This window comes from Deltaproteobacteria bacterium (genome assembly GCA_016931625.1).
GTDB lineage: Bacteria > Myxococcota > XYA12-FULL-58-9 > XYA12-FULL-58-9 > JAFGEK01 > JAFGEK01.
Genome location: JAFGEK010000091.1, coordinates 37,117 through 53,360 on the forward strand (window position 1 = coordinate 37,117; position 16,244 = coordinate 53,360).

Annotated in this window: 16 protein-coding genes and 1 CRISPR repeat array; of the genes, 2 read left to right on the top strand and 14 right to left on the bottom strand. The window is 40.1% G+C overall.

The features are described from left to right. Window positions 1-93: 93 nt before the first annotated feature. The 12 genes from JW841_08365 to JW841_08420 all read right to left on the bottom strand — a co-directional run bounded on the left by JW841_08365 (window position 94) and on the right by JW841_08420 (window position 14,164). On the bottom strand, window positions 94-507 hold the full coding sequence (locus JW841_08365; GenBank protein ID MBN1960946.1) for a type II toxin-antitoxin system VapC family toxin: 414 nt from the start codon (window positions 505-507) through the stop codon (window positions 94-96). Further along, window positions 504-731 (bottom strand): ribbon-helix-helix protein, CopG family, encoded by a 228-nt coding sequence (locus JW841_08370; GenBank protein MBN1960947.1) that lies wholly within the window; start codon window positions 729-731, stop codon window positions 504-506. The genes JW841_08365 and JW841_08370 overlap by 4 nt, the downstream gene beginning before the upstream one ends. A 454-nt stretch (window positions 732-1,185) precedes the next feature. Further along, window positions 1,186-4,329 carry an efflux RND transporter permease subunit gene (locus tag JW841_08375; protein ID MBN1960948.1) on the bottom strand — a complete coding sequence of 1,048 codons (3,144 nt, stop codon included), beginning with the start codon at window positions 4,327-4,329 and terminating at the stop codon, window positions 1,186-1,188. Next, on the bottom strand, window positions 4,326-5,468 hold the full coding sequence (locus tag JW841_08380; GenBank protein ID MBN1960949.1) for an efflux RND transporter periplasmic adaptor subunit: 1,143 nt from the start codon (window positions 5,466-5,468) through the stop codon (window positions 4,326-4,328). Before JW841_08380 ends, JW841_08375 begins: the two co-directional genes overlap by 4 nt. A 233-nt stretch (window positions 5,469-5,701) precedes the next feature. After that, window positions 5,702-5,992 carry a CRISPR-associated endonuclease Cas2 gene (gene cas2, locus JW841_08385; GenBank protein MBN1960950.1) on the bottom strand — a complete coding sequence of 97 codons (291 nt, stop codon included), beginning with the start codon at window positions 5,990-5,992 and terminating at the stop codon, window positions 5,702-5,704. 3 nt (window positions 5,993-5,995) lie between these two features. After that, window positions 5,996-7,627: a CRISPR-associated endonuclease Cas1 gene (cas1, locus tag JW841_08390; protein MBN1960951.1), complete on the bottom strand. Its 1,632-nt coding sequence runs from the start codon at window positions 7,625-7,627 to the stop codon at window positions 5,996-5,998. 500 nt (window positions 7,628-8,127) lie between these two features. Further along, window positions 8,128-8,820: direct repeats of the CRISPR family, unit length 36 nt; unit sequence GCTTCAATGGAGCCGTAGTTTTTCAACTACGGAAAT. Window positions 8,821-9,380: 560 nt separating this feature from the next. Further along, window positions 9,381-10,412: a hypothetical protein gene (locus JW841_08395; protein MBN1960952.1), complete on the bottom strand. Its 1,032-nt coding sequence runs from the start codon at window positions 10,410-10,412 to the stop codon at window positions 9,381-9,383. 211 nt (window positions 10,413-10,623) lie between these two features. After that, entirely contained in the window at window positions 10,624-11,784 is a 1,161-nt protein-coding gene (locus tag JW841_08400; protein MBN1960953.1) for an ATP-binding protein, read from the bottom strand. A gap of 302 nt (window positions 11,785-12,086) precedes the next feature. Continuing rightward, on the bottom strand, window positions 12,087-12,380 hold the full coding sequence (locus tag JW841_08405) for a type II toxin-antitoxin system VapC family toxin (GenBank protein MBN1960954.1): 294 nt from the start codon (window positions 12,378-12,380) through the stop codon (window positions 12,087-12,089). 45 nt (window positions 12,381-12,425) lie between these two features. Further along, a complete protein-coding gene (locus JW841_08410; protein ID MBN1960955.1) occupies window positions 12,426-12,689 on the bottom strand; it encodes a type II toxin-antitoxin system Phd/YefM family antitoxin in 264 nt (87 codons plus the stop codon). A gap of 205 nt (window positions 12,690-12,894) precedes the next feature. Next, entirely contained in the window at window positions 12,895-13,203 is a 309-nt protein-coding gene (locus JW841_08415) for a hypothetical protein (GenBank protein ID MBN1960956.1), read from the bottom strand. A gap of 664 nt (window positions 13,204-13,867) precedes the next feature. Then, window positions 13,868-14,164: a hypothetical protein gene (locus JW841_08420; GenBank protein ID MBN1960957.1), complete on the bottom strand. Its 297-nt coding sequence runs from the start codon at window positions 14,162-14,164 to the stop codon at window positions 13,868-13,870. A gap of 341 nt (window positions 14,165-14,505) precedes the next feature. Between JW841_08420 and JW841_08425 the strand changes: the two genes are divergently transcribed. Together JW841_08425 and JW841_08430 are read left to right on the top strand one after the other, a co-directional pair. Further along, entirely contained in the window at window positions 14,506-14,766 is a 261-nt protein-coding gene (locus JW841_08425) for a DUF4160 domain-containing protein (protein MBN1960958.1), read from the top strand. Window positions 14,767-14,772: 6 nt separating this feature from the next. After that, window positions 14,773-15,009 carry a DUF2442 domain-containing protein gene (locus JW841_08430; GenBank protein MBN1960959.1) on the top strand — a complete coding sequence of 79 codons (237 nt, stop codon included), beginning with the start codon at window positions 14,773-14,775 and terminating at the stop codon, window positions 15,007-15,009. Window positions 15,010-15,177: 168 nt separating this feature from the next. Here the strand turns inward: JW841_08430 and JW841_08435 are convergent, their stop codons facing one another. Then, complete coding sequence (locus JW841_08435; protein MBN1960960.1) at window positions 15,178-15,480, bottom strand: hypothetical protein; 303 nt, start codon at window positions 15,478-15,480, stop codon at window positions 15,178-15,180. A gap of 350 nt (window positions 15,481-15,830) precedes the next feature. Further along, entirely contained in the window at window positions 15,831-16,043 is a 213-nt protein-coding gene (locus JW841_08440; protein ID MBN1960961.1) for a hypothetical protein, read from the bottom strand. Between the last annotated feature and the right edge of the window lie 201 nt (window positions 16,044-16,244).

Consider the following 16,244-nt stretch of genomic DNA (forward strand, 5'->3'; position numbering starts at 1 on the left):
CGATAAAAGTCTTTCTATAACAATATGTTAAATTCGTCTGGCCCCGGTTGTTGCCCTGTTGCCCCGGTTGTCGCTGGTTTTACCTATAACGCATCACTTTTCATTTAGTTCGTGTGGCCTGCAAGCAATCGCAGGAAATAATTCTATTAACCGTTGGTCAAAAGTTGCAAGCTTACATCCTTCACGTACTGCAAGTTCTATAAAAAGCGTATCATAAGCAGGATGTTTATAAGTGACTGCACGAGCTAAAGCCCCTTGCCAAATAGCTGCTGGAGCAATACTACAAATACCTAATGAGTTAGCTAACCGCAAACACTCAATACCCTCTGCTGCATCAAACACTCCATGCATTACGGATAACCACAGAACGTTAGTAAGTTCTGCCTGCCATGAACTCGGTGCTAATAAATCTGTAGTAGTATGAAAAAAAACAGAACATTCATTGCAATAAGGTTTAGTCCCTAAAATGTAGTAAGCAATTACATTGGTATCAACGACAACTTTCACGGACGACTCTCACGCAGCCATGCATTTACTTCTGCAACCGAAGGAGTTCGCGATTGCCTTTGCCAAGAGGCTTCAATTAATTCACATGCGGATAAGTGATCAACTACAACTTCTGCAAGTAGACGACGCACCATATCTTCGAGCGAACGACCATTTCTCTGTGCGAGTTTTTTAAGCTCGGCAAGTATGTCATCGCTTAAATTTCTGACTGTTAATGTAGCCATGCATTCATTATGCATTCATTATGCATTCAATACAATCATTTTATTTAAAATAATAATTTAGCCGGACTCAAGATTTATTGATATTTTCAAGCAAATGAAAAAAGACCTGATTTTTCGTTTCCCCCAAACAATGGTGCCAAACAATGGTGCCAGACACCAAACAATGGGACACCAAACAATGGTGCCAGACACCAAAAATATGCAATAATATCAGCAAGTTATACAAAAAGAGAGGTAACTTCTCCAAAAGCCTGGCGCACACGTGACAGGATTGTCATTTAAGAGCGTAGCGAAGAATCTTTCTTTAATGTTTATTATAAGATCCCTCTCTTCGTTCGGGATAATAACCCTAGTTTCGTCCAGACTTTTGGAGAAGTTACGAAAGAGAGTAATGGCAAGTAGCGTTTTAATAAACTAGAGTATGGCGATGAAGGGCTTACCTTTAAAAGTAATTTTATAATTTATTATCACTATACTCGGATTTTTCTTCATTATCAGCATATACTTTTTTCACCGCAAAAATAGTGTACATGCATGGCACAACAAATAAGGTTAAAAATGTTGAAGTTACCATACCGCCAATAACCGCCTTGGCCATACCTTGCCAACCAGCTGAACCTTCACCAATACCCAGAGCTAATGGAAACATAGCCATTGATGTTGTAATGGCGGTCATTAGCACAGGGCGCATGCGTAGTTGTGCCGCCTGCCAGATGGCTTCTTTTTTATCAGGAGAACTAACGCGTAGCTGATTAGCTGCATCTACCATAACAATACCGTTATTCACGACAATACCAATAAGAATAATACCGCCAATCATAGAGGAAACATCAAGAGGAGTACGCGTAAGCACAAAAAACGGAATAACACCAACCGCAGCCAGAGGTACAGTGATTATAATGATAAATGGCTCGCGCAGTGATTCAAACTGTGCGGCCATGACCATATATACTAAAAATACAGCAATTAATAAAGCCAAGCCCAGATATTTAAATGATTCAAGAAAGTCTTCAGCAGTGCCGCCTACATGAAAGCTAAATTCGTCAGGCCATGAGTAAGAAGCTAACATTTTATCGATTTTGTTAATGGTTGCGCCTAAATCTTTACTCGCGTTTTTACCATTAGCATCAGTATAATCTTTGTTGAGATAACAGTTAAGTTTGGTGATGCGTCTTTGGTCAAGGCGGGTAATATCAACCGGGCCCAGACCTAACGAAACATCGGCAATGTTAGCTAGCGGCGCTACACCTCCAGCAGGGGTAGACACGGGCATGCGTTTAATCTCGTTAACGTCAAGGCGATACTTTCGATCATAGCGAACAACAATATCATATTCTTCACCGTTTTCTGAGAAACGGCCAGCAGTGCGTCCCATAAAATAAGTGGATAAGGCATTACCTGCTGCTGCGGTAGAAAGACCAATTTGGGCCATTTTGGCTCGTTTAAATCGTAGACGTACTTCTGGTTTTTGATCATCCATTGAAAAAGTCACATTGCCCATTTCTGGCCATTTATTTAAACGGTCGCGTAAATCGAGACCGAGGCTACGTGATATTTTAAGGTCATGACCGCGAATTTGGATCTCAATGTCTCCTTGGCCTCCCATCATGTTGAATGGTTGCGCTACGGTTGCTTTTAAACCAGATATTTTCTTTAATTCTTTACGCACAGCATCTTCAATTTGTTGTAGTGAACGTTGGCGTTGGCCAGGTTGTACTAAAGGCACACGAATAGTCGCAGAGTGTACACCCTTAGAAAAGATGGCGACGAAACCTTCGCCAGTGCCCACATCTAATGCAATCATTCGGCGTTCTTCTGGTTTGACAACACGTTCAACCGCATCAACAACTTCGTCCATAACAGTTTTGGCTTCGTCGATATTGCTACCAACCGCAGCTTCAGCAGAAATAAATAATTGTGAGTTGTCATCTTCTGTCATGAAATCAGTTGGTAAAATTACCAACAACAAGACAGTAACAGCGATTAAACCGCCAACTCCTGCAAATACCCACTTTCGATGAGCAAGCGCCCAACTTAGGGCGCTACCATAGCGCGAGCGCAGTTTGGTTAGCGGATCATGACTGCCTGCGTTTTCAGAAAGTGTCATACCACGCGAAGTGCCAAGCAACCGTGAGGCTGCTAAAGGTATCATGGTTAAGGCCACAACAAGAGACACCGAGAGCGAAAAGCAAATAGTAATTGCCATGTCACGAAAGAGAACCCCGGCAATGCCTGGCACGAATAAAACGGGCAAGAAAACCGAAATGGTAGTTAATGTTGATCCGGTTACTGCATGCGCTACGTTTTTAGCGCCGCTTATCGCAGCTTGCCATGGAGGTTTTTTATTGCCGCGAGAGCTAAAAATACTTTCAAGCACCACAATAGCGTTATCAACAAGCATACCTATAGAAAGAGCTAAACCTGCCATCGAGATAATGTTTAAACTCATTTTTGCAAGGTGCATGACGCCAAAAGTGGCAACAACCGACACCGGGATAGCGCTCGCCACGATAATTGAGCTTCTGATATTGCGTAAGAAAAACAGTAACACTAAAAAAGTGATGGCAATACCAGACAAGCCGGTGGTTGAGAGATTGCCGATTGCTTGATTAATATAATCAGCGGTATTGAATATAAGCTTAAATTCAATCTTGCTGCCGGCGATTTTTTTTATTTCGGGTAATTCAGAGATCACCGCTTCTGCCGCTTTAACGGTATTGGCGCCTGATTGTTTACGCACCATGATCCAAACACCAGGCGTTTTATCAACTTCTAGCTGGCGTTGATTTTCGTGAAAAGTGTCGATAACTTTTGCAACTTCTTTAACACGTATCGGTACTGGCCCTTTATAACTTTGGCGTGATCCTACAACCACTTCATTGATTTCATCGACCTTGCGATATTTGCCAGTTGCATTAATCGTAAAATCTAGAGTGCCTTGTTGAATAGCTCCCCCTGGTACTTGCGTATTCTCTTGATAAATTGCTTGCACTATTTGAGAGGGGCTAATACCAAGGGTTGAAATTTTAGCAGGGTCAAGAACCACCTGAATTTCGCGCACTAGGCCTCCTGCTATTTCAGCCGAAGCAATGCCAGTCAAACGCTCTAGACGTGGTTGCACTATATTAATCGCGATGCGTCGTAGTTCATCTTGTGGATAGGGGCCGGTGAGCATCATACCAACCACGGGTTGCAGTGAGGGATCAAAAGCAAAGATCATGGGTTCAGAGGCATCATCAGGGAGCGATTTTTTATACATGTCTACAGCACGCCGGATGTCGGTCTCGGCTTGCTCCATGTCTTTGCTCCATTTGAAATTTACTTGCACAATCGAAGTACTATCTTTCGAGGTCGATTGGATTTCTTCAGCATCTTTTACTGAAGCGACTGCACTTTCAATCGGACGACTGATAAGTGTTTCGATGTCTTCTGGACTAGAGCCTTCGTAGGTAGTGATAATTATTACCGACGGAAAAGAAATATCAGGAAACATGTCGAGATCGAGTTGGTTTAAGCCAAAAAGACCAAAGCCAACGATAATCAAATAGAGCATCGCAAAGGTTACACCACGATGTACAGAGAGAGACGATAAACTCATGGTTGTTTCTTTTCGTCGATTTTTATTTCTTGTCCATCTTTAAGAGCATGATGGCCACGTATAATTATTTGCTCACCAGCTTCAACTCCTTGTTTAATTTCCCACTTAGAGCCTTTGCGAGCGCCAAGTTGTACAACTCGTTGTTGAGCAGTTTTATTGTGTACCACAAAAGCAAGACGCAGATTTTTATCTTGCTGTTGCAACAAACTATTATCAAGTAGCAGGGCTTCTTCAGGGACAACGATAACTTGCGAACGTTTAGCAACAACAATAATAGCTCGGCCAAACATACCGGGTTTTAGCAGGCGTTTTGCGCTAGTTTCGTCAATAGGATTGTCGATGGTAATTTCAACCGTATTGGTAAGTGTGCCAGGATCTAAAAATGGCATAATTGTGCTGATTACTCCCGCAAATGAACGCTTTGGGTAAGCATCAAAATGTATTGTTGCTTTTTGCCCAATTTTCACTTTGTTAATATCGCTTTCGATAAAATTAAGCGTAGCCTTAAGCTTAGCAATCGATAAAATTTGGCAAAGAGGCACTTGTGGCATGGCGATATCGCCAACTTCAAGCATCTTGCTGGCAATGACACCACTAATCGGAGCTGTAATAATGGCGTTGCCTGCTGTGATTGCAAGCTGATCCCGACTTGCTTCTAAAGCGCGACGCTGCGCCTGCAAGGATAGATATTGCGTTTGTACTTGGTCAAATAACTGCCGCGAAATAGAATTAGCCTCAAGCAAACTTTTATTGCGTTCTACTTCACTAGCGGCATTTTTAATTTGTACATCTAGCGCTTCTGCCTGTGCAACTAGCTGTTCAAGACCTTTATCAAGGCCGCTTTTGCGAATAAGGGCAACACGCTGACCTCGTTCAATATAATCACCATCTTGCCATGGAAAATAAAGAATACGGTCGGGCACTGTTGAATATATTTTTACATCAGCAAAAGCACGTAAGTTAGTGACATAGGTAAGTTCGTCAGAAATATCCTCACGTGTGATTGTATGCACCCGTACAGGTGTTAATGATTCTTCACTATTTTTATTGCCATCAGTCGTTTTTGCACAAGCATTTAAGAAGCAAAAAAGGCTTAGCAAAAACCAATAACGTTGTTTATTTAAATGGATACGAAACATTTGCCTTAACTCCAATGTTGGTAACCTAAAGGCTCTATGATTGATACAATTTTGATATAATAAGTGCATATAGCATTTTTGTCCCCGTTGTTGTAAGTGACAACTTTGCTCCTTTACTGAAAAAAGAGACACGTGGTTCTTTGGTGTTGAAGATGCTATGAATGTAGTATCTCTTAATACCAATCAAGCATATGAAATATATAAGCGATTTGGTCATAATCAATATAACGATATTAAACTACAATCGCAGTTCGCTCTTTAACTGCATAAGAGCGACCAATGGCCTCTACTGCCTGGTCACTGCGACCTGGGGCAAGGCCAATATCAATAATCAGTATCTGATCTTCTTTGTGATGAATCAATTTAGTGAGTTTAGCCATCATTCGTACTTTATCGCGTGCTGACAATTCACAGCGAAATACAGATAATTGCACATGATCACCCATACCTTGCATGGCTTTAAATACTTGTCGTAAACGCTTAGGATCTGAAATGTCGTAACTAACAATATACATGCTACGCATGCATCACCTCGTAATAAATTCAGGATAGGCGTTAATTTCGCCGCTTAGATAGCGACCTAGCAAACGTGTTTGCACATCAAGAATGCGGCGATAACTAATCTGGTATCCAAATACCGGATGACGAATAAGTTGATCCATACGGCGTTCATAAGCTTGCATAAATGATTTTCGTGCCCCTTTATTTAACGCCACCGCACCACCTGCATATGTAAAATCTTCTGAGGTAATAACGCCTGTATTAATAGCTGCAATAACTGTTGAATCAGCAATGATAGGACGAAACTCTTCCATAAGATCAAGAGCTAATGAGGGTCTACCATAACGAGGTCGGTGATAAAATCCTAAATAGGGGTCGAGCCCCGCCATTGTAATAATGATAGTTAAATCTTTAGTCAGTAGTGAGTATGCTAGTGACAATAGAGCGTTTACAGGATCACGTGGTGGCCGACGATTGCGACCTGTAAAAGTAAAATCGCCGTCAATTTCGTTGCGTTTAATCATGTTGGGAAATATCTCAAAGTATAGGCGAGCTGCTGTACCTTCAATACCAAGCAGCGATTCGGCTGACTCGCATTCATATGCTTGTTGCGAAAGTTCTTTAAGTTGATTGAGTATAAGTTCTGTTATGTTGTCAGCATTGCGTCGCAGCATTGTGCGACAGTTACGGATCTTTGTGCTTACAAAGCGACAGGCTAATAGCAGTGACTGTTTTTGATTAGCCGCCACTCTATGCTGATGAATACGCAGTTCAATATTTTTGTGAGGCAAACCGATAGTCATTCCATAAAACCAACCACCTGAAGAAAAATAACCCACTGGTATATTACGACTCACCAGTTCGTGTAATGCTTGGGTTGAGACTTGAATGTTGCCAAGCAGACTTAACTGCGAGGTTTCGAACAATTTACATTCGGCAAGTTTTTGGCTACCTTTTTTAATGATCAACAAATCGCCCGATTTGGTGACGTATGCACCTTGTTCTTGTACATAAACGGGCAAGGCATCATCGCGCGCTGGCATAAGGCGACGGGGTTCGTTGCTATCTTGTTGTTGCTGTTGCTTTGACAACAATACCAATTCATCAGGCAGGCAAATACTTACCAATGAACAACCTTCACATTTTGGGCTATCATTAAGAGGCGGTGGTATATGACCTTGCTCACCCATTTTACGCAGTTGAGTCGCCAATGATTGTGTCTGCGTAATGAGAGCATCGTCAAATGTAACCTCGACACGGTCTTTAGAACCAGCAAAATAAATAATGCCATGGTCACAGGTAAAGCCATTTTCACGTAAGATAATGCCTTGTACACAAAGTTGTACGCGTTCTGGGTCGTATGCTCCGTTAGGAGTGTTAGGTTTGCTGCTGCGTTTATAATCAACCGGCACAGCAACTTCACCAGTAACTTCGATAAGATCGATACGCGCAATAAAACCAGCTTGTGGTGCTGATAACATTGATGAACGGACGACACGCGGCGCATCATCGTCAGTTGTTTGGTTAACGTCACCTTGCTCAACATCAACACGGCGATGAGCAAAACGCCCATCTTCAGTGAAATAGTTATCGGCAAATTCGTTTTGTACCCATTCTAGATATGCAAGCCGTGGACAATAAGCGTATTCATTGAGCATGCGGGCCGGTATAAGATCAGGTACATCAAGTTTTACAGGTGTTGATGGTGGGTTAACATTAGTGGATACGGTGCGCTCGACTCGTTTTGCTGGTTTTAATTCAGTGTGATCGCCTGTGGGTTCAATGACTGCTAAAGCGTCATTGTCGCTTTGTATAGACATGCCAAGTATCTCCTTGTCTGTACCATCATAGCCAAGACTGTAAGAGCCAAATGATTGCGGTATCGCTTGTGCTTTCGTATGACGCGGCGCTCGCGAGCTGTATCTGCAGCCGCGAGTTATTCAGTAGAAAATTATGCTTTAATAGTAAATTTGAAACCGTTCCATTAGAAAAATAAAAATCAATAAATTTTTAACGAAGAAAGATGATGACTGTCATTTCGAGTGAAGCGAGAAATCCTACGGTATTGTTTGTTAGTGAACAATAAAAATATTTTAAGGAGATTTACTGCCATATGGTAATTGATTGGTAGTGCAATATTAAGAGCAAAAATTGTTCAGCTTTAGTAGAGCCGTAACAGTTTAGTTGCGGAAATCGCAAAGCGAGGCGGCGCAGGGGGCGGCAGCGTCGGCGCTTCAATGGAGCCGTAGTTTTTCAACTACGGAAATCCTCATATATTTCTATACTCTGGATGGCCGGGGGAAGATGCTTCAATGGAGCCGTAGTTTTTCAACTACGGAAATTGCTCGGTTGTCTTTTATTAAAGTGTTTGTCTTGTCTGCTTCAATGGAGCCGTAGTTTTTCAACTACGGAAATAGAGATATCCAAAGGCACTGCGAAAAAAGGTAGAGAAGCTTCAATGGAGCCGTAGTTTTTCAACTACGGAAATCATAATAGATCCCAATGCAGTGGCGCAAGAATCCATGCTTCAATGGAGCCGTAGTTTTTCAACTACGGAAATCTCTTTTACTCGATCTAGGCTACTAAACGAAAGGCAATGCTTCAATGGAGCCGTAGTTTTTCAACTACGGAAATGTATAAGCAGTGGCTTGCTCAAATTCCCCATAAGCATGCTTCAATGGAGCCGTAGTTTTTCAACTACGGAAATCTGGCGAATTAATAGACAATCTAAGAAAGATACAAAGCTTCAATGGAGCCGTAGTTTTTCAACTACGGAAATCACTTAGGCAATCGTCCTTCAAAAGAATTTTTATTGGCTTCAATGGAGCCGTAGTTTTTCAACTACGGAAATCGCTCGCGCCAAAATATTAGATATTATACATAGATACAACATGGTTTGCGAGAACCGCGTTAAAAACAAATTTTGATCATACTTTAGTGGCACATTTAATAATTTTTGATGACTGCAACTATATGTAAATCTTAATGATTTTAATGTTACGAGTGGCCCTAGAGGATTTCGCACCATATAACCGCTCGCAAGCGTAATAATTGACTTTTTTATGCAATTTTCAAAGAGCTGAAACATCATGGATTATATCACAAAAAGGTAGAAGTATGCTTGTATAGAATACATACGTTGCTCGATAGCTGCGATTCTAAGTACACTTACCAATTATAAGACTATAGCTTACACCTGTGACATCTATGGTCACATAAGCGGTAAATGAGATCTTTGTTATTGATCAGGCGAAGTTACTTTTTCTATGTTTTGTTGGCACGTGTGCAAAATACAACGTAAAATGAACACAAGTACCGGAGCGCACTTGTAAGCAATTAAAGCGCAGCAAAGAATCTAAGGCATAGAGATGTCGGGTTATTAATATATAACTACAGCTAAATTAATTTTCCCTAATCATCTGCAAGTTTTGGAGGATTAAAAAGAGGCGCCCATTCAGCATTATCAGCGCAGGCGTCACTATTTGGTGATGCTCCTAAGCAGGGGCCGAATAGATTATCACCATCAAAATCTTCAAAGTACCAAGTATCTTTTACCGGAAAGTTTATCGTAACTGCCTGATTGCCATCTGCAACCACTGTGAGGTTAAGCGGCATATAATAAATAAAGATGTCTTGATCAGCGCCTTGTTGAAATTTTACTTGATCCCAAAGGGCCGTATTGCCAAAGAGGCCACGTTTATGCCCCGATTGGCTGTCGCTGCTATTAAAGAATACAGTACGTGTAGGGCCAAGATTATCAGTGTTCCAGCTTTCACCAGGCAAAACAAAACCTAGCTCATCGCCGCTAGTTGCATCTATAAAAGTAATATCGCCTTGGTGATGTCCTAATGAACCTTCATTTATAAAGTCATCATCAGATAAATAAATGCGCAGTGTAGTCAATGTATCTGCATTATTGATAGGCATGGTAAGCTCAACAAAATAAAATTCAAATTTGGCGGCAGAGTAATTACCTGCAGCTAAGGTCTTGGCTGGTAAAGTAAAGGTCGAAGTTAGATCAACAATAGGTGCAGCCGCCAACGTGCCGCTATCAGCAATGATATCTACGGTTTCATTGCTATCGCTTATAAAGCTTAGTCGCTTTATGCTTACGCGATACTTACTAGGCGTCAAATAGCTAACTACGCCTCCATCTTGATCGCAGTCTAGTCCTGCGGCAAAGGTTGGGTCGTCGTGCATTGGTGCGGGAGTAGGGCAAACCGCTTGTTTGAGCGCGGTATTAATTTTAGGCAATGATAGCGCGCGGGTAAGGCTTATATGCAAGGCATTAATAGAGGTGGCTTGCGTAGAAAAATCAGCTTTCATTTGTATTGTAGCAACGCCTGAGCCTTGTGTTAAAATTGTCGTATCATCGTCATTGCTACCACAAGAGATGACAAACAGTGCCAATATGCCCATCAGAGTCGGCCAATATTTACGCATACCTCTCTCCTAACAAGCTAAAACGCCTATTATAAACAACGGTATTTTATTAAGCGGTGTTTAGTGTTTTTTTAATATTTTTAGGGTTGTGGGTTTAAAGCGAAGGCTACAAGTGCTTCCCCGCATTCGCAGGCAGTGTCATGGTGGTATGCAGGATAGTTAGTATAACAAGCAATGGCAGCTAAGCATGCTGAAAGACGATCACATATAATTAATGTGATAGTTCATTTAATAACTTTGATAACGCCATTATTTCAATACCGTTTTTAAGGCGACGAGATGCGCCATCAGGAATAGTTAAAATGTAACGAGTCTTAGCGGGTAGATATTTGCTTGCCGCTAATAAAGTATTGGTATCGTGAGTGGTTGGATGCGAAGTGGCTTTAGCTTCAATTGCCCAAATTTTGTCTTTTATTTTAAGTATAAAATCAACTTCAAGACCGCCACGTGTGCGAAACGTATGTATGCTAACATGTTTATCGAGAGCTGTGGCAGTGGCAAAGAGTTGGCTAACTAATAGATGTTCAAACAAGGCACCAACACGATCAAGAGAAACTGAAAAATTATTTAGTAATCCATTTAAAACACCTGGGTCAAAAAAATAGAATTTATTATGTTTAATAAGATCAGCGGTAGTTACCGTATCTGTAAATGGAGTCAATCTATATACCAGTAAAGTATCTTCAAGAATTTCAAAATATCTAATGGTGCTAGTACGTGAAACTTTTGCAGCTTGTGAAATTTTTGAAAAATCTAAAAATTGCCCAGAAACACTTGCCGCTACTTTAATAAACCGCGAAAATCCTTGCAGATTACGCGAGAGGGCTTCAGCCTGAATTTCTTCTGTTAGGTATGTGCCAGCATAAGCCTCAAGCAGTTTTGTTGCAGTAGAGATATCTGGTTCGAGGTATGGCTCGGGCAATGTACCGAGTGCCATTGCACGTTTGGCGTTAAAGCCAGCGCCAAGCTCGTATTGAGTGAGTGGCCCAAGAGTGTAATTTAATATGCGACCAGGTAGCAAATTGGCTTTGCCCCGGCGTAACTTACGTGCACTTGAGCCCGTGAGTAAAAATTTAAGCGCCTTTTTTTCTTGCTTAGCATCATCAATTAAAGCTTGCACGGTGTTAAGCATTTCTGGGATGCGTTGTATTTCATCAATAAATACCGTTTTGGGACGTATAGCGGCAATTCGTTGTTCAAGCTCATCGGGATTTGCAGTAAAGTTAAGAAACTCGCTTTCACGGGCTAAATTTATGGTTAAATCAGGAGCCAATTGCTGCATTAGCGTTGATTTGCCGGTTTGTCGCGGCCCCAACAGCAAAACGCTTTTGCTTGTTTTTTTAATATTTGCTTGTAGCGCTCTGTCTATCATGTGGTCATTTTTACATACAAAATGACCATTGAGAAGTAAAAAATACCTCAACTATAAAACAATTTTTACTTAACCAACCTGATTTTGGCTTCAATGGAACCGCAGTCATGTAACTGCGGAAATAAGCTGATAATTGTAACTTATGCTTGTGACATCTACGGTAACATAAACGATAAATTAGTAAGGCGTTTTACCGGTAAATCTCTTTCTTAAGCAAAGCGTCAGTCAACTTATTAAACGCAACAAAAAAAATAGTGCGTGTACTTATTGATATCTTATATTAAAAAATTTGGCTAAATTGCTTAACCGATAATTTTGCATTTATATGAACTTAGTTTTTTATCATTTGAAATTATTGGATAATTGTTGCTGATGCTTTGTGCAACCAACATTCTATCAAACGGATCTTTGTGATAAAAGGGCATGGAGCCAAGCAGGAGGGCATCTTCAGCTCTGAAATCAAGAAGTTCAAAACCAGACTCAATGGCTTTTTCAACAGGATTAAATGAAATCTTTAATTTACCCAGTGATGACTTAATTTTTATTTCTGCAATAGAAATTGAACTTACATATACTGTATTCGCCAGGGTTTCAATTTCGTCTCTTTGCTTAGCTGATAGATTTTCTGGTTTTGCAAGGCATCATAGAAAAATATGCGTGTCAATTATGATATGCATATTATTACCATAAAACATGCGGTTAATTTCTGGATCCTCGTCATCAAAATTTTGGGGAATTTTTATTTTGCCTTTGGCTACACCAAGCTTTCTTTTTCCTTTACGGCGATGCTGATCTAGATCTGCTATCGGAAGATTATTTTTTGCGATAGTAACTTCTTCTCCGTGATATACCATATCGAGTAATTTTGAAAGTTGCGCCTTGGCTTCAGATACATTTACAATCATAGTAACTCCATAATCTGATTGTCCTATATAGAGTTGATATACCATAATAGAGACCAACATGGGCAACGTTATAGCCTATGGCTGTATGCAGAAGACTGTAAGCAATATATAAAAAGTTATTAATATTATTTATTAGCCAGTGATGCGGCAGTAGCTTAAATTATACTGAGACGCATCACTGGTTTAGCAATTTACTTAGTTAAAATTAATCACGTGAACTTTCATCAAAACGTTTATCAACTTGCTCAGCATGAGCCATAGCGTCTTCGCGATAACTTTCACCTAAGTGGGCTAATTCATCAAGCATAGCTAAGCATTTGCGATATTGTTTTTTAAGGTAAATTACTGCGTTGTGGTAATTATTGCCAGATGGCGGTGGTGATGAAACTTTTGAATTAATATTGGCTTGGGTTTTCGCAGCGTTTTTAGTGCAGCGATCGCTTTTGTGGTTGTTTTTGTTAGGTAACTGTTTGAATCGCTTGACTCTAGTACTGTGACGAGTTTGATCCTTCATTAGGTTTTACGGCCTCCGTTTTAGGCATGTGAAACTTAGAGGAGCATTGCTGGTGCAAACAGCAGTGCTTCTCGCTTAAAAAAATATTTTAGTTAGTTGTGTTGATGATGCCCCCCCTTTATTAAATGAATTGATATTTGCAGAGCATCATGCAGGGGATCCTCTGTCAATAGTAAATGATAGTATAATTTATAAATAAATAAAGATAGTTGGGTATAAAGTACTTATGCTTATGTAGTTAAAAAAATGGTGAGATAAAACAATACTAAATATAAATGCTATATAAATTATGGTATTTTTAAGTTTGAATATTCGGACTTTGCAGCTAAAGCATTTTGAATTGTTGGCACTGGTAAGGTTATAGGGAGGTTATAGGGGACACTGTCTTATAAAAATTCAACCGTTATCCGAAGCACAAAAAAAACATAAAAATAAAAATACCCTGTATTACCTGTTGTCGTTTTTTAATGCTCAAAAGGTTGCTCATAAACGCGCTATGGGCAAAAACTGACCACGACGGTCAACGTCTCGGCTTAGGTTTTCTCAATTACCGACTTTGAAGTGCAGGTCTAAGCAGTGTCCCCTTTACTTCCCTGTACTTCCATAAATCAAATCCAACGTTGCGTAATGTTGGTGGTATAATTGCTTTTGGCAATCTAGCTATTTAGTCGGCTAGCTGCAAAGATGGTTGTATTCGAGATTTTTGGTTACCATTACGCTGTCTATGATGATCATCATGTGCAATGCCAAGAACTAATAAAATAACAATAATACTTACGCCTACAAATATGGCGATACGACCAGATTTATGCTGACAACATGAAATCATAGCACGCCAATTTAGGATAAGATGAAGTAATGCCAAGATAATGAGTATAAGACCACCAAGTTCGTGCAGAACCATTATCCCAGGAATACGAATATGAAAAAACATCAAAATCCCAGTAACGCTTATAGCTATAAAGGTGAATCCGGTAAGTGGATTTAGCCAAAGGCGATAATTTTTTTGTTTATTAGTGCCATTTTTTTACTCCTTAGACACAAAGACATCCAATAGAGCGGCGTTTAGTGTTTTTAGAGGTCTAAAGAAACCGTATGATCACCAGCTTCCATTTTAGCAACCATTGATTGGCTCGCCTCAAGTTTGCTAGCTACGGCACTCTGGCTCAGTTCCATCTTTCGGCGTTTGCAAGAAGGAGCATGCCCCTAGGGCGACACATTTTTCACGTTTAGTAATGAAGGATAGGCTTTCATTAGATTAATTAAAGTGATATAAAATTAAACATTAGGAATTAAAGAATTATGCCGACTATAAGTACATTTTTAGGGATAGCTATTCGTATGTATTATAACGAACATGCACCGCCACATTTTCATATATATTATAATGAATACTTAGCTGAAATAAGAATTGATACATTTGAAATAATTGCAGGCAATCTTCCCAAACGTGTCTTATCGCTTGTTATTGAATGGGCTATCGAGCACCGCACAGAGTTGTTTGATAATTGGCATAAGTCTGAACAGCACTTGCCACTTAATTCTATTGCCCCGTTGGAGTGAGTCATGATTGCGCGTATGACTAAAGTTGAAGCACGTTCTGATTATAAGTTGTATGTTGAATTTGATGACGGTACATCTGGCGAAATTTCACTTGCTAGTAGCTTATGGGGCCCGGTATTTGAGCCTCTTAAAAATACACAAATGTTTGCGCAGGTTAAGTTAGACAATTATGGTGCGCCATTTTGGCCATGTGGTGTCGATGTAGCACCAGATGCAATTTATAATACTCTAAAACGTCGATAAATTAGCCAGAACTGACATACTTATGCAACCAGTAAGTATAGGCCCAGTAAGTATAGGCCCAATCAGACCGGTGCCTGGCACTCGACGTAATGGGCCATTGATGCGGCAGTAGTTTAAATTATATACTTGCACGCATCACCGGCGGCCTTTTTAATCAGTTAAAAATTATCACAACTTACTTTCATCAAAACGTTTTTCAACTTGTTCTGCATGAGCAAAGGCATTATCGCGATGACTTTCGCCCAGGTGTGCTAATTCATCAAGCATTTTTAAACATTTTTGATATTGCTTCTTTAAGTAATTTACGGCGTTTTGGTAATTGCTGCGGGATGATAATGTTAAAGATTCTGAATAAATATTGGCTTTATTTTTCGCAATATTTTTATTAGTGCGATCGCCTTTGCGGTTGTTTTTGTTAGGTAACTGCTTGAATCGCTTGACTCTAGGGTTAGTACGAGTTTGATCCTTCATCAGGTTTTACGGCCTCCTATTTAGGCATGTGAAACTTAGAGGAGCATTGCTGTTGGTTGCAGCAGTGCTTCTCGCTTTTGGGCGCTGGTAGGGGCGCCGCTTGCTGCGCCCTTTGGGTATGGTCGCGCCCATATAATTAATAGTTAGTTGATTTTGTCGAAGATGCCCCCCTTTGTTAAATGAATTGATATTTACAAAGCATCATGCGGGGGATCATCTGTCAATAGTAAATGATAGTATATTTTATAAATCGATAAAGATAGTTGGGTGTAAAGTACTTATACTTATGATTATTCGGTGAATAAATAATGGTACGATAAAAACAATACTAAATATAATTGTTATATTAGTTATGGCGTTTTTGAGTTTGAATATTCGGACTTTACAGCTAAAGCATTTTGAATTGTTGTCACTGGTAAAAAAAGTTGTAGTTCATCAGATGGTAACGAAATAAAACCAAACTGTTCATAATAACGTTTAGCTTCTTGGTCTTTAGCAGCAACAAACAGACCGATCCCACCAGCTTTATTGAAAATCTCTAAAAAACTTTTCCATGGCAGCAATTAACAGGATTTTGCCATAACCTTGCCGATTGCAGAGACATCAATACAAGAGGGGAGCAACGACGCTCAAAATTTAATTGTTAAAAAATGGAATGTTTCAATCCACGCCCCCGCGTGCTGACTCTTAGTCTCATTTTTCACTTTTATCGGAATTGGATTCCTACTTTCGTAGGAATGACGAGGAGTTACGTAAAACTCTCT